Source organism: Lentibacillus halophilus, from assembly GCF_055395055.1.
This window is the reverse complement of sequence record NZ_AP043750.1, coordinates 1,301,330-1,323,625: the sequence shown is the minus strand read 5'-3', so window position 1 is coordinate 1,323,625 and position 22,296 is coordinate 1,301,330. Positions and strand designations below refer to the sequence as shown.

The 22,296-nt window shown below is 39.4% G+C and carries 22 protein-coding genes; 9 read left to right on the top strand and 13 right to left on the bottom strand.

Translation table 11 applies throughout. The features are described from left to right. Positions 1-112: 112 nt before the first annotated feature. The 6 genes from betB to ACZ5Q7_RS06470 form a co-directional block, all read right to left on the bottom strand. Positions 113-1,576 (bottom strand): betaine-aldehyde dehydrogenase, encoded by a 1,464-nt coding sequence (betB, locus tag ACZ5Q7_RS06495; protein ID WP_343751300.1) that lies wholly within the window; start codon positions 1,574-1,576, stop codon positions 113-115. Positions 1,577-1,700: 124 nt separating this feature from the next. Continuing rightward, positions 1,701-2,627 (bottom strand): NAD(P)-dependent oxidoreductase, encoded by a 927-nt coding sequence (locus tag ACZ5Q7_RS06490; protein ID WP_343751298.1) that lies wholly within the window; start codon positions 2,625-2,627, stop codon positions 1,701-1,703. 54 nt (positions 2,628-2,681) lie between these two features. Further along, a complete protein-coding gene (locus tag ACZ5Q7_RS06485; protein WP_343751296.1) occupies positions 2,682-3,602 on the bottom strand; it encodes an ABC transporter substrate-binding protein in 921 nt (306 codons plus the stop codon). 126 nt (positions 3,603-3,728) lie between these two features. After that, on the bottom strand, positions 3,729-4,472 hold the full coding sequence (locus ACZ5Q7_RS06480; RefSeq protein WP_343751294.1) for an ABC transporter permease: 744 nt from the start codon (positions 4,470-4,472) through the stop codon (positions 3,729-3,731). Further along, positions 4,469-5,467 carry an ABC transporter ATP-binding protein gene (locus ACZ5Q7_RS06475; RefSeq protein WP_343751292.1) on the bottom strand — a complete coding sequence of 333 codons (999 nt, stop codon included), beginning with the start codon at positions 5,465-5,467 and terminating at the stop codon, positions 4,469-4,471. The genes ACZ5Q7_RS06480 and ACZ5Q7_RS06475 overlap by 4 nt, the downstream gene beginning before the upstream one ends. Positions 5,468-5,492: 25 nt before the next feature. Continuing rightward, positions 5,493-6,152: an ABC transporter permease gene (locus ACZ5Q7_RS06470; protein ID WP_343751290.1), complete on the bottom strand. Its 660-nt coding sequence runs from the start codon at positions 6,150-6,152 to the stop codon at positions 5,493-5,495. Positions 6,153-6,553: 401 nt separating this feature from the next. On the opposite strand from ACZ5Q7_RS06470, the gene ACZ5Q7_RS06465 reads away from it, so the two are divergent. The 8 genes from ACZ5Q7_RS06465 (at position 6,554) to ACZ5Q7_RS06430 (ending at position 14,938) form a co-directional block, all read left to right on the top strand. Then, positions 6,554-7,348 carry an SDR family oxidoreductase gene (locus ACZ5Q7_RS06465; protein WP_343751289.1) on the top strand — a complete coding sequence of 265 codons (795 nt, stop codon included), beginning with the start codon at positions 6,554-6,556 and terminating at the stop codon, positions 7,346-7,348. Between the two features lie 26 nt (positions 7,349-7,374). Beyond that, positions 7,375-8,850 carry an FAD-binding oxidoreductase gene (locus tag ACZ5Q7_RS06460; RefSeq protein WP_343751288.1) on the top strand — a complete coding sequence of 492 codons (1,476 nt, stop codon included), beginning with the start codon at positions 7,375-7,377 and terminating at the stop codon, positions 8,848-8,850. Between the two features lie 12 nt (positions 8,851-8,862). Continuing rightward, a complete protein-coding gene (locus tag ACZ5Q7_RS06455; RefSeq protein ID WP_343751287.1) occupies positions 8,863-10,296 on the top strand; it encodes an FGGY-family carbohydrate kinase in 1,434 nt (477 codons plus the stop codon). A gap of 227 nt (positions 10,297-10,523) precedes the next feature. Next, the gene (locus ACZ5Q7_RS06450) at positions 10,524-11,228 is read left to right on the top strand and encodes a MurR/RpiR family transcriptional regulator (RefSeq protein WP_343751286.1); all 705 of its coding nucleotides are present in this window, start codon (positions 10,524-10,526) and stop codon (positions 11,226-11,228) included. A 349-nt stretch (positions 11,229-11,577) separates the two neighbouring features. Continuing rightward, entirely contained in the window at positions 11,578-12,714 is a 1,137-nt protein-coding gene (locus ACZ5Q7_RS06445) for an acetyl-CoA C-acetyltransferase (RefSeq protein WP_464433197.1), read from the top strand. A gap of 29 nt (positions 12,715-12,743) precedes the next feature. Further along, the gene (locus ACZ5Q7_RS06440) at positions 12,744-13,439 is read left to right on the top strand and encodes a CoA transferase subunit A (protein ID WP_343751284.1); all 696 of its coding nucleotides are present in this window, start codon (positions 12,744-12,746) and stop codon (positions 13,437-13,439) included. A gap of 2 nt (positions 13,440-13,441) precedes the next feature. Continuing rightward, positions 13,442-14,110, top strand: a complete 669-nt coding sequence (locus ACZ5Q7_RS06435) for a 3-oxoacid CoA-transferase subunit B (protein ID WP_343751282.1) — start codon at positions 13,442-13,444, stop codon at positions 14,108-14,110. Between the two features lie 177 nt (positions 14,111-14,287). Beyond that, positions 14,288-14,938, top strand: coding sequence for a GGDEF domain-containing protein (locus ACZ5Q7_RS06430; protein ID WP_343751281.1), 651 nt, complete (start codon positions 14,288-14,290; stop codon positions 14,936-14,938). Between the two features lie 20 nt (positions 14,939-14,958). Here ACZ5Q7_RS06430 and ACZ5Q7_RS06425 read toward each other — a convergent pair whose 3' ends face one another. From ACZ5Q7_RS06425 to ACZ5Q7_RS06405, 5 genes are read right to left on the bottom strand one after another with little or no spacing between them, the layout of a single operon-like run. Beyond that, positions 14,959-16,095, bottom strand: a complete 1,137-nt coding sequence (locus ACZ5Q7_RS06425; RefSeq protein ID WP_343751280.1) for a hypothetical protein — start codon at positions 16,093-16,095, stop codon at positions 14,959-14,961. A gap of 11 nt (positions 16,096-16,106) precedes the next feature. Beyond that, entirely contained in the window at positions 16,107-17,363 is a 1,257-nt protein-coding gene (locus tag ACZ5Q7_RS06420; protein ID WP_343751279.1) for a hypothetical protein, read from the bottom strand. Further along, complete coding sequence (locus ACZ5Q7_RS06415) at positions 17,360-18,244, bottom strand: ABC transporter ATP-binding protein (RefSeq protein WP_343751278.1); 885 nt, start codon at positions 18,242-18,244, stop codon at positions 17,360-17,362. The genes ACZ5Q7_RS06420 and ACZ5Q7_RS06415 overlap by 4 nt, the downstream gene beginning before the upstream one ends. After that, complete coding sequence (locus ACZ5Q7_RS06410) at positions 18,245-19,003, bottom strand: hypothetical protein (RefSeq protein ID WP_343751277.1); 759 nt, start codon at positions 19,001-19,003, stop codon at positions 18,245-18,247. It abuts the gene before it with no gap. Next, complete coding sequence (locus tag ACZ5Q7_RS06405; protein ID WP_343751276.1) at positions 18,993-19,547, bottom strand: RNA polymerase sigma factor; 555 nt, start codon at positions 19,545-19,547, stop codon at positions 18,993-18,995. The genes ACZ5Q7_RS06410 and ACZ5Q7_RS06405 overlap by 11 nt, the downstream gene beginning before the upstream one ends. 220 nt (positions 19,548-19,767) lie before the next feature. Here ACZ5Q7_RS06405 and ACZ5Q7_RS06400 point away from each other — a divergent pair, with 220 nt between their 5' ends. Then, the gene (locus ACZ5Q7_RS06400; RefSeq protein ID WP_343751275.1) at positions 19,768-19,929 is read left to right on the top strand and encodes a hypothetical protein; all 162 of its coding nucleotides are present in this window, start codon (positions 19,768-19,770) and stop codon (positions 19,927-19,929) included. Between the two features lie 269 nt (positions 19,930-20,198). Here ACZ5Q7_RS06400 and ACZ5Q7_RS06395 read toward each other — a convergent pair whose 3' ends face one another. Both ACZ5Q7_RS06395 and ACZ5Q7_RS06390 read right to left on the bottom strand, forming a co-directional pair. Continuing rightward, a complete protein-coding gene (locus ACZ5Q7_RS06395; protein WP_343751273.1) occupies positions 20,199-21,239 on the bottom strand; it encodes a FecCD family ABC transporter permease in 1,041 nt (346 codons plus the stop codon). Beyond that, on the bottom strand, positions 21,232-22,248 hold the full coding sequence (locus tag ACZ5Q7_RS06390) for a FecCD family ABC transporter permease (protein WP_343751271.1): 1,017 nt from the start codon (positions 22,246-22,248) through the stop codon (positions 21,232-21,234). The genes ACZ5Q7_RS06395 and ACZ5Q7_RS06390 overlap by 8 nt, the downstream gene beginning before the upstream one ends. Positions 22,249-22,296: the final 48 nt, after the last annotated feature.

Genomic DNA, 22,296 nt, shown 5'->3' with positions numbered 1-22,296 from the left:
ACCTTCCATCATCCAAAACTTGCTACGAGCGAGTGGCTAACTCTTACTCGGCGGGCATCCCACCCACTATATGTTACGACCTAAGCCCGGTCGCTCTGCCTGGCACGTATTACTATTGATTACCGAACCATCCCATGGGTTGTGGAGCAGTATTTTTGTACACATGCTTTAACTCAGTATATTCCTCAAGACCCTCTTTACCCATTTCTCGACCTATACCAGACTGTTTATATCCTCCCCAAGGAGCTTGAGGAAAATTGATATGAAAATCGTTTACCCAAACAGTTCCAGCAAGCAATTGTCCAACGACACGTTCAGCTCGATTGGTATCCTCTGTCCACACGGCTGCAGCTAATCCATATCTAGTATCGTTCCCCAATTGTATAGCTTCTTCTTCTGTATCAAATGTTTCAATAGTCAGGATAGGGCCAAACGTTTCCTCTTGGACAATACTCATTTTTGAATGGCAATGATTAAATATAGTCGGTTCAATAAAAAAGCCCTTTTGTAACGTTTCACCTTCTGGTCTTTTTCCACCAACAGCCAACTCTGCACCTTCTTCAATCGCAATCTGAATGTAATTATCTACATTATTCAGATGAGCAGCAGAGACGAGAGGTCCCATTTCCGTTTCTGGATCTAACCCGTCACCCATTCGAATATTCTTAGCTCTTTTGACAAGTTCATTCACAAACTCATTATGAATCGATTTTTCAACTAATAGTCTTGTTCCTGCGTTGCAAGCTTGACCTGTTGTAAAGAAGATAGCATTTAATGCATAATCCACGGCAGTTTCAAATTGAGCGTCAGCAAAAATTATATTCGGGCTGTTCCCTCCCAACTCAAGGGATGTCTTCTTAAAATTACTGGTTGCTGCCTGCATAATTGTTCTGCCTGTTTCTGTCCCCCCTGTAAAAGAGACTAAGTCTACATCTAAACTTTCTGCTATTTCTTGTCCAACTGTTGAGCCTTGTCCCAAAACCAAATTTATAACACCAGAAGGAAAACCTACTTCTTCCATAATCTCTATTAACTTTATTGTGGTTAATGGTGTAAGCTCACTTGGTTTGATTACCATTGTATTACCAGCGGCAATAGCAGGAGCGACTTTATATGATAATTGCAGTAAAGGAAAATTCCATGGGCTGATCAAACCACAGACACCAACTGGTTCTCTCACAACTCGACTTACTGAGTTTGGGTTAGGAGAATTAATGACACTTCCTCCATCTTTATCAGCTAAACCTGCATAATACTGAAACACATTAGCAACACCGTCAATATCGCCGATGCTTTCCGTAAGCACCTTCCCTGTATTTAACGTTTCGAGACGTGCCAACTCGTCTCTTTCCTTCCTTATCGACTGAGCGATTTGATAGAGCAGATCTCCTCGCTCTTCTCCAGTCAATTGTCTCCAATCTTCATTATTAAATGCTTTTCTGGCTGCTTGAATGGCATATATCGTATCCTCGCGATTTCCTTCAGCAACTGTATCAATCACCTCTTGATTATAAGGGTTAATAACTTTTCGTGTTTCACCAGTCTTCGATTTAACCCATTCTCCATTAATATACATCTTTCCCAATGGTATCCCTCCAAGTATTTTGGAATTTCTTCAATTACGTATCAATATACTAGAAACATCTCTGTGTTAAGCTAGTATTTTTTCCATCCTTAATCAGCAATATATCTATCCCCTACTATACATTAATTCCCTTAGTTAACTTTTCAGGGAAACCTTCAGCACGAAGTTCTTCCCCTACTTCGTCTTCAAGGAGTTTTGCAATTTGTGGTGATTCAGCCTGTCCACCATACTTTTCTATACCTTCTTCATAAATATCAGCAACAAGCTCAGCAAGACGAACTGGAACACCATTTTGCTCAGCAATTTCTAATGCAAAACCGATATCCTTACGCACAAGTTCCATTGAGAATAATATGTTATAGCTCCCATTAAGGATAACTTGACCCTCGGTTTCATGCACAAAACTGTTCCCAGAGCTCAAGCGAATTGCTTCATAGGCTGTTTTAAGATCAATTTCTGACTTTTTTGCAAGCATTAGCGCTTCTCTAACACCAGCTAAGTTAATGAATGCAAGCATATTAGTAATAACCTTAATAGTTGTGGCTTTACCTAGATCCCTATCTATGTGCAATACCTCTCCACCCATAACGTCTAATAACGGTCTTACATGCTCCAGGATATTTGCTTTGCCTCCACATAGAATGGTCACATCTCCTGAATCAATAAGATGTATACCACCTGTAACAGGGGCTTCTATCGTTTCAACACCTTGGCTGGATGCAATTTCTGCAAGACGTATAATTTCAGACTCAATGTTCGTTCCCATCTCCATCCAGATTGTACCAGGGGAGAGTGTTAAGAATGCACCTTTGTCACCTGTCAACACCTCATTGACTGCTGCTGAAGATGGAAGGCTAGTAATCAGAACATCTACACCAGCAGCTGTTTCAGCTGGTGTCTCCCCCCATGTTGCTCCAAGCTCTAATGCTGGCTCTGCCTTTGAACGATCAAGATCATTTACCGTGACTTGATAACCCTCACGAGCAAGGTTACATACCATTCCCAATCCCGCACTTCCTAATCCAATAAATCCTATTTTCATTTTAAATCCTCCGCATCTTATTAGTTAAAAATGGAACATTATGGTTTTGTCACTTTAATCCCCTAGCATGTCATTGTCTTTTAACCACTTTTTGGCCACGTTTTTCACTTGTTTTCCTTTGATATCCACTTGGTAGCTCAGTTTAACTATAATTTCGGCATCCAGTTTGTTGGCAAGGTCCGCGGTGAGATCCTTTAATTTTGGGTACTTATCCAATACATCTTGATGAATGGATACCGCCGCGCGATAAGATGGAAAGAAGCTTTTGTCATCTTTCAAGACGACCAAATTTTGATCTTTAATTTGAGGATCGGTAGTGTTAACCTTAACTGCATTAACTTCCCCTTTTTCAATCGCACCGTACTGCAAGCCGTCCTTCATTAGTTTCATATTTTCCGAGCCAAATTCGAACTCGTAGCTTTTTTCTAATCCTTTAATGCCATCAGAACGGTTGGCAGTCTCCGTATCGGTAGCCAACTGAATCTTATTGGGGTTTTTGTTGATATACTCAGCCAAATCACTAAGTGACTCAATTCCTAATTCATCTGCTTTCTTTTGTTGCATGGCGATTGCATACGTATTATTCACACCTGACATGTTGATCCAATTAATGTCGTTTTTCTTTTTATCGATCTTTTTGACCGTTTCAAAGGACTTCTGGGGATCGGAAATCGGCTCTTTTTTCAAATAGTTCACGAGGCCAGTGCCTGTATAATCCCACGTGAAGTCTACTTGTTTGTTGAGTAAAGCCTTCCGAAGCGCAGAACTTCCGAGATTGCTTTTTTCCTTGACCTTGAATCCGTTGTCCTCTAAATACAGAGCTGTAATTTTAGATAAAAGAAATTGTTCAGTATAATTTTTTGAACCAATCGTTACTTCCTTGTCATCGTCTCCGCTGGCTGAGGAACTTCCACAAGCCGCAAGCATTCCAGTTATAAAGGTACATGATAAAATTAATATTAAAAGTTTTTTCATTATAGTTATATCCTCCTTGATACAATGTTTTGACTAATATCGTTTAATTCATGCAGTTTTCCCATTTTGTCACCAATGTCTTGAATTTTTCTGGTTGTCTATTAGGCTATGATTTACGATGTTTTCCTAACTGGCATCGGTAATTGATTTCCGCAAAGATTTGGGAACCACAATTCTTTCAGCCAAGCGAAATAGAAAATCCACAGCGAGTGCGAGCAAAGTGAGCGGCACAGCTCCTGACAATAGATAGGAATTATCAACTAAACTGATGCCAGTATTAATCCAGTTTCCAAGTCCCCCTGCCCCGATTAGAAAAGCAAGAGCAGCAGTGCCGATATTAATGACAACCGAGGTTCGGATGCCGGCCATAATGGAATAAGCGGCATTGGGCAACTCAATTCGAAACAAGATTTGATGGGGTTTCATTCCCATTCCTTTTGCCGAATCAATCAAATCATTACTAATGGAATCAATGCCGGCAACCGTATTGCGGAGAATTGGCAAGACTGAATAGATAAACAAAGCAAATACGGCAGGCTTAAATCCAAGGCCTAAATAACCCATAGCAAGGGCCAACACAGCAAGGCTTGGTAATGTTTGTCCTAAATTTGCTAAAAACATAAACGGCCATTGAATTCGACGGAACGTCTTTCTAGTAACCAAAATACCAACTAACAATGCCATCACTATCGCTATAAACGAGGATAGTCCAACAATCTTTAAATGTTGCTTTAGCAATAATAAAAATTTGTCAGGTTGATTAAAAATTTTACCAAAGTATCCATTTCGAAAGGCCCACACAAAAAACACAATAACCAGGGCTATGAATAGAAATCGAATAATTGTGGTGACCCACCGGCTTATATTCATTGTTCCACCCCTTGCAGAGACGCTGATCCCCTGATTATTTCATGTAAATAGGCTTCAATTCGATCTGAGGTGATAGCGCCTAAAGGTTTATTGAACTCATCTATTACGACAAGCTGGCTAGCCTCCTGATTTAAAAGCGTAGAAATGGTGTCTCTTAAATTATTATTTAAGGAAATTTGTCGACTGCCTTCTGCATTTACATCAACTGGCTTTAAATCAAAGGATTCAATCAAATCTCTGACTGAATAAAGACTCAAACTTTTTAGCGCTCGATCATTTCCAAGGAACCGGGCAATGAACTCACTGTTGGGATGAGTGAGGATATCCGAAGGATGGTCATATTGCATCAATTCTCCTTCCTTGAAAATTGCCACTTTATCTCCCATTTTAATCGCTTCATCAATGTCGTGGCTGACAAATAAAATGGTCTTCTTAACCTTTCTAAGGATAGACAAAAGTTCCTCTTGCAAATGCGTACGATTGATCGGGTCCAAAGCGCCAAATGGTTCATCCATCAACATTACGGGTGGATCAGCGGCTAATGCTCGAGCAATACCGATACGCTGTTGCTGTCCTCCGGATAGTTCAGAAGGATATCGCTTCTGGTAGTGTTTAGCATCCAGACCAATTAACTCCATCATCTCAAGGTAACGGTCATGTTTTTTCTTTTTGCTCCAACCTAACAAGTCAGGAACAATGACGATGTTTTCTTTGATCGTCATATTAGGAAAAAGACCATTACTCTGAATCACATAACCGATACTGCGGCGCAATTCAATCGGATCCATCGATGTAATGTCTTTTCCATTAACTCTAATAGTTCCTTCCGTAATGGGAACCAGACAATTAACCATGCGGAGGAGCGTCGTTTTACCGCACCCTGAAGGCCCCAATAAGACAACGGTATTTCCTTCGGGTACATGGAAACTAACATTATTGACGGCTTTTGTACGACTGCTATTGTATGCTTTCGTAACATTTTCAAATTCAATCATATATTCTCACCTCAAATACACTCCTTTATGATGATTTAGCCCCTTTAGGTGTTAGCCACAATTGTAAAAGACCAAGCAAAGCATCCGCGACAATCGCCAAAATAGCAACCGCAACAGACCCCCCGATGATCAAAGGTTCACTATGGCGACCAATACCTTGGTTAATCATGACGCCGAGTCCGCCAGATCCAATAAATGATGCAATCGTTCCAATACCGATATTTAATACAACAGCCGTTCGAATCCCTCCCATAATCAAAGGCATAGCATTGGGGATTTCTATTTTTCGCAAACGCTGCCAAGTCGTCATACCAATGCCGTTGGCTGCATCACGAAGGTCTGGATCCACATTTTTAATAGCCACATATGTGTTGCGGATAATCGGGAGTTGTGAATAAAGAACTAAGGCGACCACACCGGGAACAAAGCCGATTCCCTGGTTAATAATGGATAGGACAGGGATCATAATTCCGAATAAAGCAAAACTCGGAATCGTTATCATAATAGAGGCCAATTGTAAAACCATCTCTGCAAGAGAATCATTGGTCGTTAAGTAAATAGCGAGTGGAATTCCAATTGCAATGGCAATAATAATTGCCAAACCAACGAGTTCTATATGTTCTACTGTTAAAGACAGCAATGTTTCCTTGTAATCGACAGCAAAATCCATAATTTTTTGAATCATAATCGATATACACCTCCCTATCATAAGCGTTTCATTTGTAAGTGTCTTTCTTTCCAAGATCATACCCTGAAAATTATCAAAAGTTAGAGACACTGATACAAACAGGAAAATCGCTGAAGATGAATTAAGTCTAATAGCATACAAACTTGACAGTCAAGAAGTATTTTTATAAACAGTACAAACAAATTGTTTAATTTATAGTGTACAGACTTTTCTAACCCGCATCATTGCAGTGTTTCAACGGTCGACAATATATAACAAAAAAATTTGCTTTTTATGAAGAAAATTTTCCTTTTACTAAGGTATTTAATTTATTAAAGAGAAATTTTCCTTAAAATCCTTGTTTAATTTGTCGAAGTATATTAGACTAATTTTTAAACGTTTTAGATGGGTGTGAGACTATGGAATCTAGCATGACTAAAATCACAGACTTTACCATGGATTTCTTTAGCCTAAAAGGAAAGGTAGCTATGGTTACGGGTGGAAACTCTGGTCTGGGACAGGGGTTTGCACTTGCTTTAGCCAAAGCAGGTGCAGACATTTTTGCGGTAAGCATGGAAGAAGACGACAATGAAACGAAGCATCTTATTGAAGCGGAAGGAGTGAGCTATCATTTAGAACTAGCCGACATTACAAAAGATGGCGTATGTAAACAACTCATTGATAATTGTGTTGATACATTTGGTAAAGTTGATATTTTAATTAATAATGCTGGTATCGGCATCAATGAACCAGATGTTACGAAATTCACCCGCACTCAATGGGATAAGATGATTTCGGTTAATTTAACAGCTGCTTTTGAAATGGGTAGTGAAATTATTAAATATATGATTCCACAAAAAAGCGGAAAAATCATTAATGTATGCTCGCTATTTTCTTTCCTCGGCGGACAGTGGTCTCCGGCATATGCTGTGACAAAACACGGACTTGCGGGTTTTACAAAAACTTATTGTGATGAGCTTGGGCAATATAATATTCAAGTGAATGGAATTGCGCCCGGCTATTTTGCAACAAATGTTACAAGACAAACTAGAGAAAACCCTGAAACCAACCAAAAAGTGTTGGATCACATTCCTGCCAACCGATGGGGCAATATCCTTGATCTAATGGGGACACTTGTATTTTTAGCATCGGATGCTTCCAATTATGTGAACGGGACAATAGTCAATGTAGATGGCGGTTACTTGGTACGATAAAAATTAAAGAAAGAGGTGCGCGAATCTTGTTTGAACAGACCATAGAAGGACTGAAATCAATCATTTCAGAAAAACAAATAACAACAGATAAAAAGGAATTATATGATGCATCCGCTGACCGATATAAAAAATATGCAAAAACAAAATCTGTTTTGGATGTTCCAAGTCCTTTAGCCATTGTTTATCCTACTACAACGGAAGAGGTAAGATCCATCCTGATTTTCTGTAATGACAATGAAATCAATGTCATTCCAAGAAGCGGAAAGACAGCAACGGAAGGTGGATTGGAAAACTGGAAGCAGAAAACGATTGTTGTTGATAGTTCCAGAATGAAAAATATTATAAACATTGATACTTACAATATGGAAGTTACCGTACAATCTGGTGTGAAATTACAAACGCTGGAAGATGAACTTCGCAACTTGGGGTATACAACAGGACACTCCCCACAATCCAAACCGGTAGCACAAGTAGGAGGCTTAGTTGCCACAAGAAGCATTGGTCAGTTTTCTACACTATATGGCGGAATAGAAGATATGGTGGTTGGCCTTGAGTGTGTATTTCCAGAAGGAGATATTTCTAAAATCAAGAATGTTCCAAGACGAGCAGGCGGTCCCGATATTCGCCACATTGCCATTGGTAACGAGGGATCCCTTTGCTATATTACAGAGGTAACTCTGAAAATATTTAAATTTTACCCGGAAAACAACACCTTTCACGGCTACTTATTGGAAAATATGGAATCAGGCATTAAAATGCTTCGGGAAGTCATAGTCAATGGGTTTAATCCATCTGTTGCCAGATTATATTCCGAAGAAGATGCCAGAAAACATTTCAGTCACTTTTATAAAGGTAAATGTGTGCTGATTTTTATGGCGGAAGGACCAGCGGGAATTGTCAAAGCCACCAATGAAGCGATTCATCGGGCCGTGGACAAGTTTAGCGAAACCGGTGTGGAAAAAGTTGATCCTTCTCTAATAGAATCTTGGTTCTATAATTTAAACTGGGAACAAAGCCAAATTGACGAAGAAATCAATGACATGATGGTTAATGATAAACATGATGGATTTACAACGGAAATCTCTGCTAATTGGGAGAACATCATCACCATTTACAATAATGTTATAGAACGAATCAAAAATGAATTTAACAAAGCCGATGATTTAACGATGCTCGGAGGACATTCATCTCACAGTTATCTTAACGGAACCAATATGTATTTTGTATACAACTATACGATTAATTGCGCACCGGAAGATGAACTGATTACATATCATCATCCTATCCATGCAATTATTATTGAAGAAACACTGAAAATGGGCGGATCCATGTGTCACCACCATGGAATAGGAAAATACCGTTCTGAATGGACTAAGGAGGAGCACGGGTCAGCCTATTATATGCTGCAGAAATTAAAAGAAGCTTATGATCCAAACGGCATCATGAACCACGGAACAATTTTCCCCCAAGAAGCTGAAATTAAAAGATACATTGGGGACTAAGAAGGTGTATAGATGAGCAAACGATATGTAATGGGTATCGATAATGGAACCCAAAGTACAAAAGTCGTCATATTTGATTTAAAAGGAAATGAAATTGCCTATGGTTCCTGCCCTTTGAAGGAAACTGTGTCTCCTGAACCCGGTGTTGTCCTCCATCCGGATGACGATCTATGGGACAGTGTATATAATAGTATAAAAAGATGTTTGGAAAATTTTCAAGAAGATCCCAAATTAATTGAAGGTATTGGTTTATGTACAATTCGAAGCTGTCGGATTTTGTTAAATAAAGATGGATCGCTCGCTTACCCAGCAATAAACTGGGCGGATGATAGACTATCCGAACCTTATAAGCATGAAGATGATCGTGTAAAATATGTAACTACCACATCTGGTTATTTAGCATTTAAATTAACTGGTCAGATGATTGATACAGCGGGAAATTATGAAGTGAACTGGCCACTGGATTTAGAATCATTGGATTGGTCGGATGATGATCAGATAATAGCCGACCATGGCTTAACAAGAGACATGCTATTTCATCTGGTAAAACCAGGGGAAAAGCTCGGTGTTATTCGTAATCAACTAGCACAAGATTTCGGGTTAGATAAGCAAACACCCATTATTGCTACGTCCAATGACAAAGCTGTTGAAGTGCTTGGTTCTGGAATAAAAAAAGATAATACCATTATGATTTCGCTCGGAACTTTTATTTCGGCCATGCTGCTTAGAGATAATTATTACGAAAACGCTAAAAATTTTTTTCCGACATTGGCAGCGGTACCGTTTAAATATGTATATGAATCAAATGGGATCAGACGAGGAATGTGGACAGTTAGCTGGTTTAAAAAACTGATTGGAGAAGAGTCGGTATCAGAAGGGCTTGATGTAGGTTTATCGAAAGAAGCATCCTTGAACGCTAAAGCCGAGCAAATACCGGCGGGTAGTGAAGGATTAATCACTATACTGGATTGGCTTCCTGAATCTGATAAACCATACCGAAAAGGTTTAATGATTGGTTTCGATCAAAGACATTCAAGATATCATATCTATCGATCCATTTTGGAAGCAATTGCATTTAACATAAAAAACAATATTGATTTAATGCTGAAAGAGATGAATACAGATATAAATGAAGTCGTTGCTATAGGTGGTGGCTCTAAAAGCGATTTGATGATGCAAATTTTATCGGACCTGTTCGGGTTGCCTGTGCATAGGCGTTCAGCAAGCAGTAGCGCTTCCTTGGGAGCAGCTATCAGTGTATATAAATATTTAAATGTTTATCAGAGTTATCCGGAAGCAATCAGTAACACTGTAAAAACAGATTATACATTTTACCCCAATTCAGAAAACAATGTCTTTTATAATGAAATAAATGATACAGTCGTAAAACGTATTCGTCAGTATACAGACGAGGTTCTAAAACTAACTCACCCTGTTTTTGGTTAATATGAAAATGATTATAGAAGATACCGATATCCCCACTGGTAACGCATTTATTCCAGACGATGGGGATGACCAATACTTTTTGGCAAATGCTATACAAAAAGTATTGGTTATTTTTTGTGAAAAATTATAGTTATACAAAAGAAATGTTAGTTTAAAGACATTCGTTATTGTCCTTTAATTAAAATTGGTTAAGATGTGGGAAATGATAAGAAAGGTGGCGGGAGCTAATGTTAAAACTAAATACGGATCATCTAACAAAGTTGGAACAAGAAATGCATATGAAATTATCAAAGGCCAGTGCCTCAAGTGCTAAATTGAGAATAACTGAAGCTGCTAATATGTGTAACACGTCCCCATCTAAAGTCTCGAAGTTTGTGCGAAAACTGGGGTTCCAAACGTTTAAGCAGTATAAACTTTATTTTAGCGGGCAGAAAGTTGATGTTCAAGAGAAAAAAACATCGACTGAGCTGGAGCGTTTAATGGAATTCCTAAAAAATTTCGATCCGGAAGTAGTAGACGGTTTTTTATCGATTATCAAGCGGTATAACAAAATAATTATTTATGGATTGGGACCTTCCTTTATCAGTGCTGAATATTTTGGTTATAAGCTTGCCACGGTAACTGATAAAAATATCACGGTTACACAACACGAGGACTATGCAGAACGCTTGGCAAATGAAGGAACTCTCCTGCTGGTTTTTTCCGTAACCGGTAAATTTGTTTCTTTTGATACTTTATTTCAAAGAACCAAAGCTACTGGCGCAGATTCAATGTTGATCTTGGAAGAGTACGATAATAAACGTCATTTCCTAGCTGATTATATATTTCATTTATCCAAATTTAAACAAAGTGATGACTTACGTTCATTTGAGAAAACAAGAACTGTATTTTTTATTTTTATAGAAGAAGTAATAGCAAAACTAAGACAGTAAGAATATATACTATACCCCGAGGTGGGGTTACTTTACCACGTGTTTTTCTAAAACCAAGTGCCTGGCACATACACAATTCTGAAATGTGTATGTGCCAGGCACTGATTTTTTGCATAGTATCACGTCAGTTTGAAGATAGTAAAGAAGTAAGCGGTTTAGTAATAATATTGTTCCATTAATGTTGTATAAGTCTTTGCGTATGCCTTTCTCAAACACTCTTTCAGCAAAACATGAACCAAAACCAATTGATCTGACACACATACGCTAACACATTTTTAATAAGGAGGTATGAATCGTGTCTTTGCATGAAACAGTCATCGCAAGTGCCATTCGAACACCAACCGGAACAATGATGGGCAGCCTGTCGAATATTTCCGCACCCGAGCTGGGAGCTATTGTGACTCGCGAAGCACTGATCCAAAAAAATTTAGATCCTCATGAGGTGGATGAAGTCATCTTAGGAAATGTCTTGCAGGCAGGCTTAGGACAAAATCCAGCACGCCAGGCATCCATGAAAGCTGACCTACCGGTAACTGTACCATCCATGACGATCAATCAAGTTTGTGGTTCCGGTCTTAAGGCAGTCCAGATTGCCGCCCAGTCAATCATGCTTGGAGAAAATGACGTCGTTATTGCCGGTGGTATGGAAAATATGAGCCAAGCTCCTTATTTATTAAAAGGAGCTCGTAGCGGTTACCGCATGGGAGATAAAACCGTTATTGATAGTATGGTTCACGATGGCCTGTGGGATGTGTTCAATGATTATCACATGGGCGTAACAGCCGAAAATATTAATGAACGTTATCAATTGACAAGAGAATCTCTCGATGATTTTGCGGAAAGAAGCCAGAAAAGAGCGGCTGCAGCTGCAGAACAAGGTCGTTTTAAGGACGAAATTGTTCCGGTTTCCGTCCCCCAACGCAAAGGCGAGCCGAAAGTTATTGAACAAGATGAAGGGATACGGCCAGACACGTCTAAAGAGGGATTGGCAAAGCTACGGCCGGCTTTTAAAAAAGATGGAAAAGTAACCGCCGGTAATGCATCAGGGATTAACGATGGGGCGGCCGCCCTTGTCTTAATGAGTCGTGAAAAAGCGAATGAGCTGGATATCCAACCATTGGCAACCATTCGCAGTAATGTCGTTGCTGGTGTTGATCCAAGTGTGATGGGTCTGGGTCCCATTCCAGCGACCCAAAAAGCGCTTAAAAAAGCCGGGCTAACGGTAGAGGATATCGGTTTGATTGAAGCTAACGAAGCTTTTGCAGCCCAGTCTCTGGCAGTACAACAAGATTTAATGTTCGATGATGACATTTTAAATGTTAACGGTGGTGCCATTGCACTGGGACATCCGGTTGGCGCAAGCGGGGCTCGTATTCTTGTTACGCTGTTACATGAAATGGAAAAGCGAAACGAGCAGTATGGTTTAGCGACACTTTGCGTTGGTGGCGGACAAGGTGTTGCGACCATTATTGAACGTCAACAATAGTCATTATTATTTGGTAAGGATGTGATGAGTTGAAACCTGTTATATCATCTTTTGATGAAGCCATCCAAGATATTGGCGATGGAGCAACGATTTTTGTCGGCGGATTCGGACTAGTTGGCATTCCGGAGAATTTGATTCTTGCTTTAAAACGTGCCAACGTTAAAGACTTAACGATTGTCTCTAATAATTGTGGTATTGATGATTGGGGACTGGGGTTGCTGCTTGAAAACATGCAAATTAAAAAAATGGTCGGTTCTTATGTGGGAGAAAATAAAGAATTTGAACGGCAAGTGTTGTCGGGAGAACTGGAAGCGGAACTCATTCCCCAGGGCACCCTTGCAGAACGCATCCGTGCCGGTGGTGCAGGTATCCCCGCCTTTTATACGCCAGCCGGTGTGGGTACGCCCATTGCTGAAGAACGCGAGGTCCGTACGTTTGATGGCAAGGACTATTTACTTGAAAAAAGTATGACGGCTGACTTTAGCCTTGTACGTGCTGCCAAAGGCGACAAGATGGGGAATTTAATTTATAACAAAACGGCACGTAACTTTAACCCAATCATGGCAGCGGCAGGACGTGTCACGATTGCTGAGGTGGAGGGCATCTTTGAGTCCGGAGATCTAGATCCCGATCAGATTCACACGCCAGGCATTTATGTTCAGCGCCTGATTCAAGGCAAACAAGAAAAACGGATCGAGAAATTAACGACAAGAAAGGAGGCCTAATGATGACATCAGACAAAGCGATGCAAAGAGAGAAAATCGCCAAAAGGGCCGAAAAAGAGATCTCCGACGACTCATATGTCAATCTTGGCATTGGTATGCCAACGTTGGTGGCGAATTTTATACCGGAGAACAAAACGGTTGTCCTTCAATCAGAGAATGGGTTGCTTGGCACGGGGCCTTTTCCCACAGAGGAAGAAGTGGATCCTGATTTAATCAATGCCGGCAAGGAAACCGTGACAACAGTAAAAGGTGCTTCCTATTTTGACAATGCGGAATCCTTTGCAATGATTCGTGGGCAACATATTGATGTTGCGATCCTTGGCGGAATGGAGATCTCTGAAAACGGGGATTTGGCAAACTGGATGATTCCAGGTAAAGTTGTCAAAGGCATGGGTGGCGCGATGGATATCGTTCATGGCGCAAAACGTGTCATTGTCATAATGGACCATGTAAACAAAAATGAGGAGCCCAAGATTTTGAAAGCGTGTAAATTACCGTTGACAGGCGCAGGTGTCGTTAACCGAATCATAACAGATCGCGCTGTGATTGATATTACTCCCGAAGGACTCAAGCTGATCCAAGTGGCCCAAGGCTATACATTAGAGGATATTCAAGCGACGACAGAACCGGATTTGATCATGGAGGAAAATGTAGAATTGAATGCTTTTTAATTAAGTGCCAGGCACGAACACAATTCAGAATTGTGTGCGTGCCTGGCACTTTTTTTTGATTTATTGGAAAAAATTTTATACAATTTTCACTAGTGTTGTTCAATATAATAGACCGATGGTGGAAATTCAGGGGTTTTGGGTGAGAGAATCAAACAGATTGGTTAAATGGGGGATGAAATGGGGTATAAAGGAAGAATTACGGGTATAGCATTTGTAGCAATCATACTTTTTACTATAAGAACAGTAGTAAAATCGCATTTTGGTGCAGCACCCCATCCAATTCCGTTGCCTGCGATCATTCCGATCATCATTGGATGGTATCTTGGAAAAGAATACGATAAATCAGTGTATAGAGCAAACAGAGATTCTTTAACGGGCTTATTTAACCGGCGTTACGTATTTGAAAAAATACATAAGACCATTTTAAAGACTAAAAAAAGAAACAATACGTTAGCAATCATTCTTTTGGATATTAATAATTTTAAGCAAATTAATGACAGCTTTGGGCATGAAACTGGAGATCTGATTTTAAAAAGTATATCTAAACTTTTGGCAAATAGCTTTACCTCCAAAGATATTGTTTCAAGATGGGGAGGTGATGAGTTCCTGATCATTTCTTCATTTGCTGATCAAAATGACTTAAATCAAAAGATCGCTCATTTTGAAAACGCATTGAAAAACCAGGATTGGGAATATCAAAGCCTGTCTGTTTCAATAGGAAAGGCTATCTCTTCCTCAGGAGCCGATGAATTTGAGAGTTTGATCTCCAAAGCGGACGCTAACATGTATGAAGTAAAGACGAAGTGCCAGGCACATACACAATTCTGAATTGTGTACGTGCCTGGCACTTATTTAATATCCATTTTCCGTTCTTTTCGCCATCTTGTTATTAAAATGGCCACTCCAAGAACTAACAAGCCTGCGTAAGTTCCGATTGTCATATACATGGGATAAGCAATGCCAAACAGATTTGAAACCAGGTACTCGGATATCAGTAAAATTAAAACGACTGCGATCGGGACCTGTGCACCAATTAGTGAGATATATTGATTGACAGCTCTTGATAAAAACATCGCTATGGCCGCTGCGACGAATGCTAGCAAGTATACAGCCATGATTGTCAAATAAATATACTGCAAAAACGACATATCCAGCCAATGAATGGTATGAGCATCAAAGGAGCGCAGACTTGATTGCAAAAAGGCTTGTGGGTCATTGCCGGCGTATAGAAGCAAAAACACACCGATATATACGCTGGTAATCACGAAAGCCGTTAACATCGATGCGATAACTTTTTTCTTAAACAGCTTGCGACCAATATGGGTAGTATACTGCAAGTGAAGCGCATAATTTTGCTGATCGGTAATAAAAACCCTTCCGACAACAATCATCACAGTAAGAATAATAAGGATGGCAAACATCGTGATTAAGTTGTTATAATTTTCATAGACGAAATGGGGCAGTATAGCATTCAGCGATGATCCCTTCACAATGTCCTGCTTCCATGCCGAATTATGAATATGAGCCGTGTCTTTGAAAAAATCCTCTTTTTTTCTCTCATAAGATTCCATAATACTTTCTCTGGATTGTAATTCCCAAAAGACATCAATGCCTTTATCGAACATGATATCATTGTGTAATTCATTCAACTTTTCTTTCCCGTCAGCCATACTTTTGAATTGTTCATAAGTCGTTACGCCTGCCTCCACAAAGTCATCCCTGGACTGCAAATAATCGCCGGCCTTGTCCACCTCTTTTTGATAAGTTTCTTTAAAGTCCTGAAACTCTTTCTCATTCATTTCCGTGCCATATTGATCGATCATTTGTTTCGTAACCTTAAACGTATCCCCTTTTGGCCGACCATTAGGAAAATGATCAAAATCAAAACTCAAAAAAAGCTCAAAAAATAGTACACTAATCAGTAATACTAAGCTAATTATTTTCCAATCTAGTAGTTTTCTTATTTCATACCAAATGATTCTCATAGTCTCTCCCCTTACTGCAGTTGTTGTCGGTGAAATCGATAAATGCTATAACTAACGCCAAGCCCTAATAAAAATACCCATACACTTATTGTTACTATTTCATAATTAGCGTAGATCGTGAACGGGCCATTTCCCATCAACCACAAGTGCGGATTTAGAATAAATGCAAACGGGTTGTAATATAACCAAAAAACCAACTGACTGCTCATCGGTGCAAAACTGGGAAGTAATATCCCTAATCCCAGCAAAATCACAAAAGCAAAAAATACCAAATACGTGTTCTTCAAAAACACAGATAACATAAAAGAGATGCCCATGAATAGAAGCTGGCTAACCATCATTAAGAGAACAAAAATAGCCACGTATTCTATAAAGGATAAGTTCCACCATGATATATATGGCAGTGGCATTTCCGCGTTAAAGTAACTGCTTATGGGCACATTCCAGAGACCTGAGTAATCATAGGTAAGAAAAAAAGCGCTAAGTGTCACACCTATTAATGCGAACATGACAACACCATTTGCTATCGTTGCCGCTATCAGTTTATCTATAATTAGCTTCCGGCCTCTTCTGGCTGTATAGGTGACAAGAGCCGTTCGATGTTCAAACTCGTAATTTGTTACAGCGGCGGTTATAAGTACGACCAAAATCATGAGTTCAAATATTAATGCCATTCCAATATATCTAAAAAGAAAAGAATGCATCTCATATAAACTTCCTTTAAAAAATAGATTTTTATGCTCCCCATTATCAATGAGCTCATCCAGGCGTCCGTCTAATGTTTGATATTGATCCCGAACCTCATCAGCAGCACTGCCAGTAAATCCGTGCATTTTTATTATTGACTCCGCACTGCTGTCCAGATCTATGTTTTTATAAAAATCATCAATATTTTGAGCCGTTCGGTGATACTGCTCAATAACACCATATTTAAGTAGTTTTTGTTTTTCACTATCGCTTAGCGTATTCTCACGACGAACCGTATCATCCGACAGTAATTCGGAGGGGTGTTTATAAGTCTTATCATCACCCGGAGCGATTTTGTTAACCCATTTAACTTTTTCTTGATAATCGTTACCAAATTGTTTCATCATATCTTCATTTATCTCATAACCATACGTTTCAACGAGATTGGTCAGTACAGATAAGTCCTTCTTCAGGTGGGTATTGCTCATCACAATAACAACATTTAGTGCTGCAAAAAATATGATAAGCAACGGAATAGTTGGTGTTTTTGTCAGCTTTAATAACTCTTGTTTCCGTATCATGACACACGACCCGCCAGCGTCTGATCATCTTCATAAACATACAGGAATACATCCTCTAAGGTCGGTGTCACGCTTGTCCATTTTTCATCTGCCTGATCATTTGTAATAAAACGAATCGTCATGTGTTCCTGGTCTTGTCTCTCCGATATAATCTGGTAGTTGTCACGGAATCGCTCAACATCTGAAAAAGGCACCTCTGTCTCAAATATAGATCCAGCTAACGTATTGTTAATATTGGACACCGTATCGTTATATAAAATCGTATTGTTCTTCATCATGACGATTTCGTTGGCAATCGACTCAACATCCGAAACAATATGGGTGGAAAGAATAATAATCCGGTCGTGTGACAAGTGTGTTAATAATTTACGGAAACGTGCCCGTTCTTTCGGGTCTAATCCTGCCGTTGGTTCATCGAGAATCAGTATTTTCGGATCGTTTAACATCGCCTGCGCAATTCCGACACGCTGAATCATTCCACCGGAAAACTTTTTCATTTTTTTTCGTGTCACTTCTTCCAAACCAACCGTCCTTAATAGTTCTTGAATTCTTTTATCGGCCTCTTTCTTGTTCAGCCCTTTTAATGCCGCTAAATACATCAGGTATTTTTCCGGTGTATAGTTTTTATAGTAGCCGAACTCTTGAGGAAGGTAGCCGAGTATATCTCTATATTCTTCGTCAAGTGACGTAATCTCGGCTCCGTTGTATAAAATCTCACCCTTCGTCGGAAATAAAAGTGTGACAAGCATTTTAATTAACGTGGTTTTCCCAGCCCCATTGGGTGCTAATAAACCATAGACACCATGATTGAATTCCAGGTTTATATTCTCCAGAGCCGTAAAATTTCCAAACTTTTTGGTTACATCATTCAAAACCAACACTTAAATCAATCCCTTCATTTTTTTGACAAGTAACATTTCCTTTAAATTTTTGACATAAAGAATGATCGAAACAATAGCCATAACACCATACACATAAAACGGAATTTGTTGTAAGACGTTCATATATAGGTTTGTGTTATAATAGGAAGCCAGCAAATTACTCGACAACCAAATCGTTAATAGAATGATTTTAGAAGCCCGAGTTTTTGTATGCAGCTGCACATACAGAAAAATCAACGCGAACAAAAATAGCGATGAACTTGATAACAAGAACGCATAAAGAAAATTTAAATCGTGTTGAAAATTTAGTGCATATATAAACAGACCATTTATTATCATACTAACCACACTAAAGGCGAGCATACGAAAGGCTGCTAACTGGTGAAGGTTATACTTACACGTCATTTCCACTTCATACGTTGTCTTTTTTTTCTGATTCAGAAAGAACAAATACGCCATCAGCAGATACGTGACCGGAGACCAAATGAATATAATGGTATATAAGTTGACATTTTGCGTATCCATGTAATCCATACTGCTTAATATGAATGCCAAAACAATCACAATTGATATAAGTAATGTGAAAAGTATTTCCGCAAAGTCTTTAAACATGAATCTAAACCCAACCTGTTTATACATATTAGCAAGATAGGACCAAAACGATGCTTTAGGATCTAAGCCATTCGTGATAATCGTTGAAATTTCTCGTTGCTTTGAGCTTTCGTTCAAAAATGGTATATCTCGCGCATTATGCTTCATCCTCATTCTCCTTTAATAACTTTTTCAGTTTACGTATTGTTGCATAACATTTCGTCTTGACCGTTGATTCAGGAAGAGCCAGACTGACCGCTATCTCAGGAAATGTGTACTCTGCATATGCTTTCAATCGTACAATCTGTTGGAGTTCCCGGTCGAACTGCGAGAGCACTTCTAGAACTCTTTCAACGTCATCCTTTGTTTCTACATCCAGCGTGAATTCAGCCGTTCCGGGAACAGCTTTTTCGTCAATGGATTCCGTGTTTTTGTTTTGTTTATAGTATTTTGATCGATAATGATCAATCAGCCTTGAATTAGCAATTTTATACAACCACGTGCGAAATGATGCCCTGCCATCAAAGCCTTGAATCGTTCTTAGCATACTGATGAAAATTTCTTGCGTAATGTCTTTGGTGAGCTCCTGGTCTAACGTTTGTTTATACACAAACCCAAATATTTCATTGTAATATGTCTGAATAAGTTTATTTGCAGCTTGCTCATCTGCTTTTTTCTTTATTGCCTTTATCCACTTTGTTTCTTGTGCCATTCCTGTCGTTCACATCCATTCACTCGCTCCATCCTGTTTTTCTACTATTATAGTCGTAATGGAACGATGATTAGTTTTCTTATTTTAAAATAAATTATATATTGGGGACAGTACCCGGATAGTAGTGACAACTTTTTAAATGTGTGTGTGAACATAATGTCTTCTGACCCTATTTGCGTTATATTATGAATAGATACGGATAACAATGGAGGGTAAACTCATGGAAACAGGCGAAAATGAAAAAGCACAGCGATTGCAGGGAATGCTGGAAGAAGCCTTAACCTCGGTAACTAAAAAATTAGATGTATTGGAACAGGAGATAGGTTTCGTCCGAAAAGAACAAAAAGAGCTGAAAGAAATGTTAGAACGTAGAAAGGAATAGTGATTCTGGGGACTGTCCCCAGAATCAATGGGGATTCACAGATTATTGCTGATATAGGATTTCTTTTTTATCGTGCTTCGTAAAAAGTTCCCAGTATGCTTCAGCAATCCAATCTGGGTCAAAAAATGTTCCTGATTTCACTGCGCCGCCTATGGTAACAGTACCGACATGAATGCCACAACAATTACTATTAAAGATTTATTCATTTTGATTATCTCCTTTTTAATTAAAAGCTTTTACCTCTTCCATTAATGCAAGAACAGGAGTCATTAACGAAACCCCTTTCTGTTACGGTATAATAAATAAATGAAAAATGGTGCTCCAATCCCAGCTGTAAAGACTCCAGCAGGGACATCCGATGGCAAAAAGGCCGTACGAGCTATGATATCAGCTCCCATCACTATCGACGATCCGATAAGCGCAGAACCAACTACTAAATTAGCAAACGATTTATGCAATATAATACGAGCGATATGAGGCGCGATTAATCCAACAAAAGCGATGCCGCCAGCAAAAGAAACAGCAGCGCCAGCTAATGTAACACTCAAGGCAAGTAATAGAAAGCGGAAGAATTGAACTCGAACGCCCATACCGATCGCTATATCGTCTCCTAATTGCTTGACATTCACAATTTCTGTAAAAAAGAATGAGAAAAAGATCAAGGTAAGGATGATTGGAAGGAGAATAGTTACTTCCTGCCAATTGGAACCATATAAGCTTCCGGTTAACCATAGATATACTTTAGAAGCAACGGCAGACTCACTCGATACCATAAACATGGTTACTATGGCATTGGTCAATGCAGAAATACCAATGCCAATGAGAATTAATCGCATGGGGGTCACCCCATTTGACCATGATAATAAATAGATAATGGCTGATGTAACTGCTGCTCCAATAATCGAAGCTAGGGGAAGCCAATTGACACTCATTTCACCCAGTAAAAAAACCATAAACAAAACCGCACCTACAGAAGCCCCTCCTGTTACCCCTATAATGTCCGGAGAACCTAAGGGATTACGAATTACCCCCTGCAAGATTAACCCGGAAACCCCAAGTCCTGCACCCACAAGGAAGCCCATTATGACACGAGGCATTCGGAGTTCATTAAGTATAAAAGTATGATCACTTTCACTAATGAGTTCTTGAAAAACCGCTCCCACAGGAATATAACTGCTTCCTGCTGAAAGGCTTATGATAAAGACAACTACTGTAAGCAACAATAAGCAAATCAAAATAAACAACGACTTTTTATGAAATTTCATCGAAAATTTGTCATTTTTGCTTCTGATTGTGTAGAAATCACCCACTTTTCTTCACCCCTTTTCTAGCTATATAAATGAAAAATGGCGTTCCGAAAAGAGCCGTCATAACTCCTATGGGCATTTCTTGAGGAGCAATGATGAGTCGTGCTGCGATATCAGCACATAACAACAAAGTAGCCCCGAATATACCACTGATCGGTAAAATCCATTGATAATTTGGTCCTATGATTCCTTTAACAATGTGAGGGACAACCAGGCCAATAAATCCGATAGATCCTGCTACAGCTACCGATCCTCCAGCTAAAAACACAATAATGATTCCGATTACCAATTTAACCAAACCGGTGTTTAGACCAAGATTTTTAGCCACATCGTCACCAAACATAAGAATGTTCAGTGGCTTTCCAACCAATAACGAAAGAATAATTGCTCCTAAGATAAAAGGAAGAACCGGTAGAAGAAGGTTTAATTCCCTGCCCGCCACAGAACCAGCCAGCCAAAACAAAACACTTTGTATACGTTGTTCATCCAAAACGAGCATCCCTTGCGTGAATGAGATAAAAAGCGCGCTGATCGCGGCACCCGCTAAGACAATGCGAATTGGAGACAAGCCATCTTCCCCCATTGAACCTAGTAAATATACGATCACCCCCGCAACTCCAGCTCCTATGAAACCAATCCACATATACCCGCTTAAGGATTCTACTGAAAAGAAGGTAGCTGACGCAACGATAAAGAATAGTGCTCCTGCATTCACCCCAAAGATATCAGGTGCTGCTAAAGGGTTACGCGTCAATGCTTGCATCAGAGCTCCGGCAATCGATAGACTTGTTCCTATGGTAATAGCAATTAATGTTCGGGTTAAGCGCGACGTACGAATAATGACCTGATTTGTGTCAGAGGGGTCATAATGGAAGAAGGCGTCCCAAACTGTAGAGAGAGGTATGGAGGTTTTTCCTAATGATATGCTTAAAAAAGATGCCGTTACAAATAAAAGCAATAGGACAAAAAGCGTCATCCACCTTATATGTCGATTGGTTATAGATTTAATCATTACTTTTCTCCCCAAAGAAACAAAGATAGGAGAAATCCTCCTATCTTT

Excerpts from the sequence above, each read along its gene's own strand:
- betB (WP_343751300.1), bottom strand. The coding sequence starts at position 1,576 with ATGTATATTAATGGAGAATGGGTTAAATCGAAGACTGGTGAAACACGA.
- ACZ5Q7_RS06490 (WP_343751298.1), bottom strand. The coding sequence starts at position 2,627 with ATGAAAATAGGATTTATTGGATTAGGAAGTGCGGGATTGGGAATGGTA.
- ACZ5Q7_RS06485 (WP_343751296.1), bottom strand. The coding sequence starts at position 3,602 with ATGAAAAAACTTTTAATATTAATTTTATCATGTACCTTTATAACTGGA.
- ACZ5Q7_RS06480 (WP_343751294.1), bottom strand. The coding sequence starts at position 4,472 with ATGAATATAAGCCGGTGGGTCACCACAATTATTCGATTTCTATTCATA.
- ACZ5Q7_RS06475 (WP_343751292.1), bottom strand. The coding sequence starts at position 5,467 with ATGATTGAATTTGAAAATGTTACGAAAGCATACAATAGCAGTCGTACA.
- ACZ5Q7_RS06470 (WP_343751290.1), bottom strand. The coding sequence starts at position 6,152 with ATGATTCAAAAAATTATGGATTTTGCTGTCGATTACAAGGAAACATTG.
- ACZ5Q7_RS06465 (WP_343751289.1), top strand. The coding sequence starts at position 6,554 with ATGGAATCTAGCATGACTAAAATCACAGACTTTACCATGGATTTCTTT.
- ACZ5Q7_RS06455 (WP_343751287.1), top strand. The coding sequence starts at position 8,863 with ATGAGCAAACGATATGTAATGGGTATCGATAATGGAACCCAAAGTACA.
- ACZ5Q7_RS06450 (WP_343751286.1), top strand. The coding sequence starts at position 10,524 with ATGTTAAAACTAAATACGGATCATCTAACAAAGTTGGAACAAGAAATG.
- ACZ5Q7_RS06445 (WP_464433197.1), top strand. The coding sequence starts at position 11,578 with ATGATGGGCAGCCTGTCGAATATTTCCGCACCCGAGCTGGGAGCTATT.
- ACZ5Q7_RS06435 (WP_343751282.1), top strand. The coding sequence starts at position 13,442 with ATGACATCAGACAAAGCGATGCAAAGAGAGAAAATCGCCAAAAGGGCC.
- ACZ5Q7_RS06430 (WP_343751281.1), top strand. The coding sequence starts at position 14,288 with ATGGGGTATAAAGGAAGAATTACGGGTATAGCATTTGTAGCAATCATA.
- ACZ5Q7_RS06425 (WP_343751280.1), bottom strand. The coding sequence starts at position 16,095 with ATGAGAATCATTTGGTATGAAATAAGAAAACTACTAGATTGGAAAATA.
- ACZ5Q7_RS06420 (WP_343751279.1), bottom strand. The coding sequence starts at position 17,363 with ATGATACGGAAACAAGAGTTATTAAAGCTGACAAAAACACCAACTATT.
- ACZ5Q7_RS06410 (WP_343751277.1), bottom strand. The coding sequence starts at position 19,003 with ATGAAGCATAATGCGCGAGATATACCATTTTTGAACGAAAGCTCAAAG.
- ACZ5Q7_RS06405 (WP_343751276.1), bottom strand. The coding sequence starts at position 19,547 with ATGGCACAAGAAACAAAGTGGATAAAGGCAATAAAGAAAAAAGCAGAT.
- ACZ5Q7_RS06400 (WP_343751275.1), top strand. The coding sequence starts at position 19,768 with ATGGAAACAGGCGAAAATGAAAAAGCACAGCGATTGCAGGGAATGCTG.
- ACZ5Q7_RS06390 (WP_343751271.1), bottom strand. The coding sequence starts at position 22,248 with ATGATTAAATCTATAACCAATCGACATATAAGGTGGATGACGCTTTTT.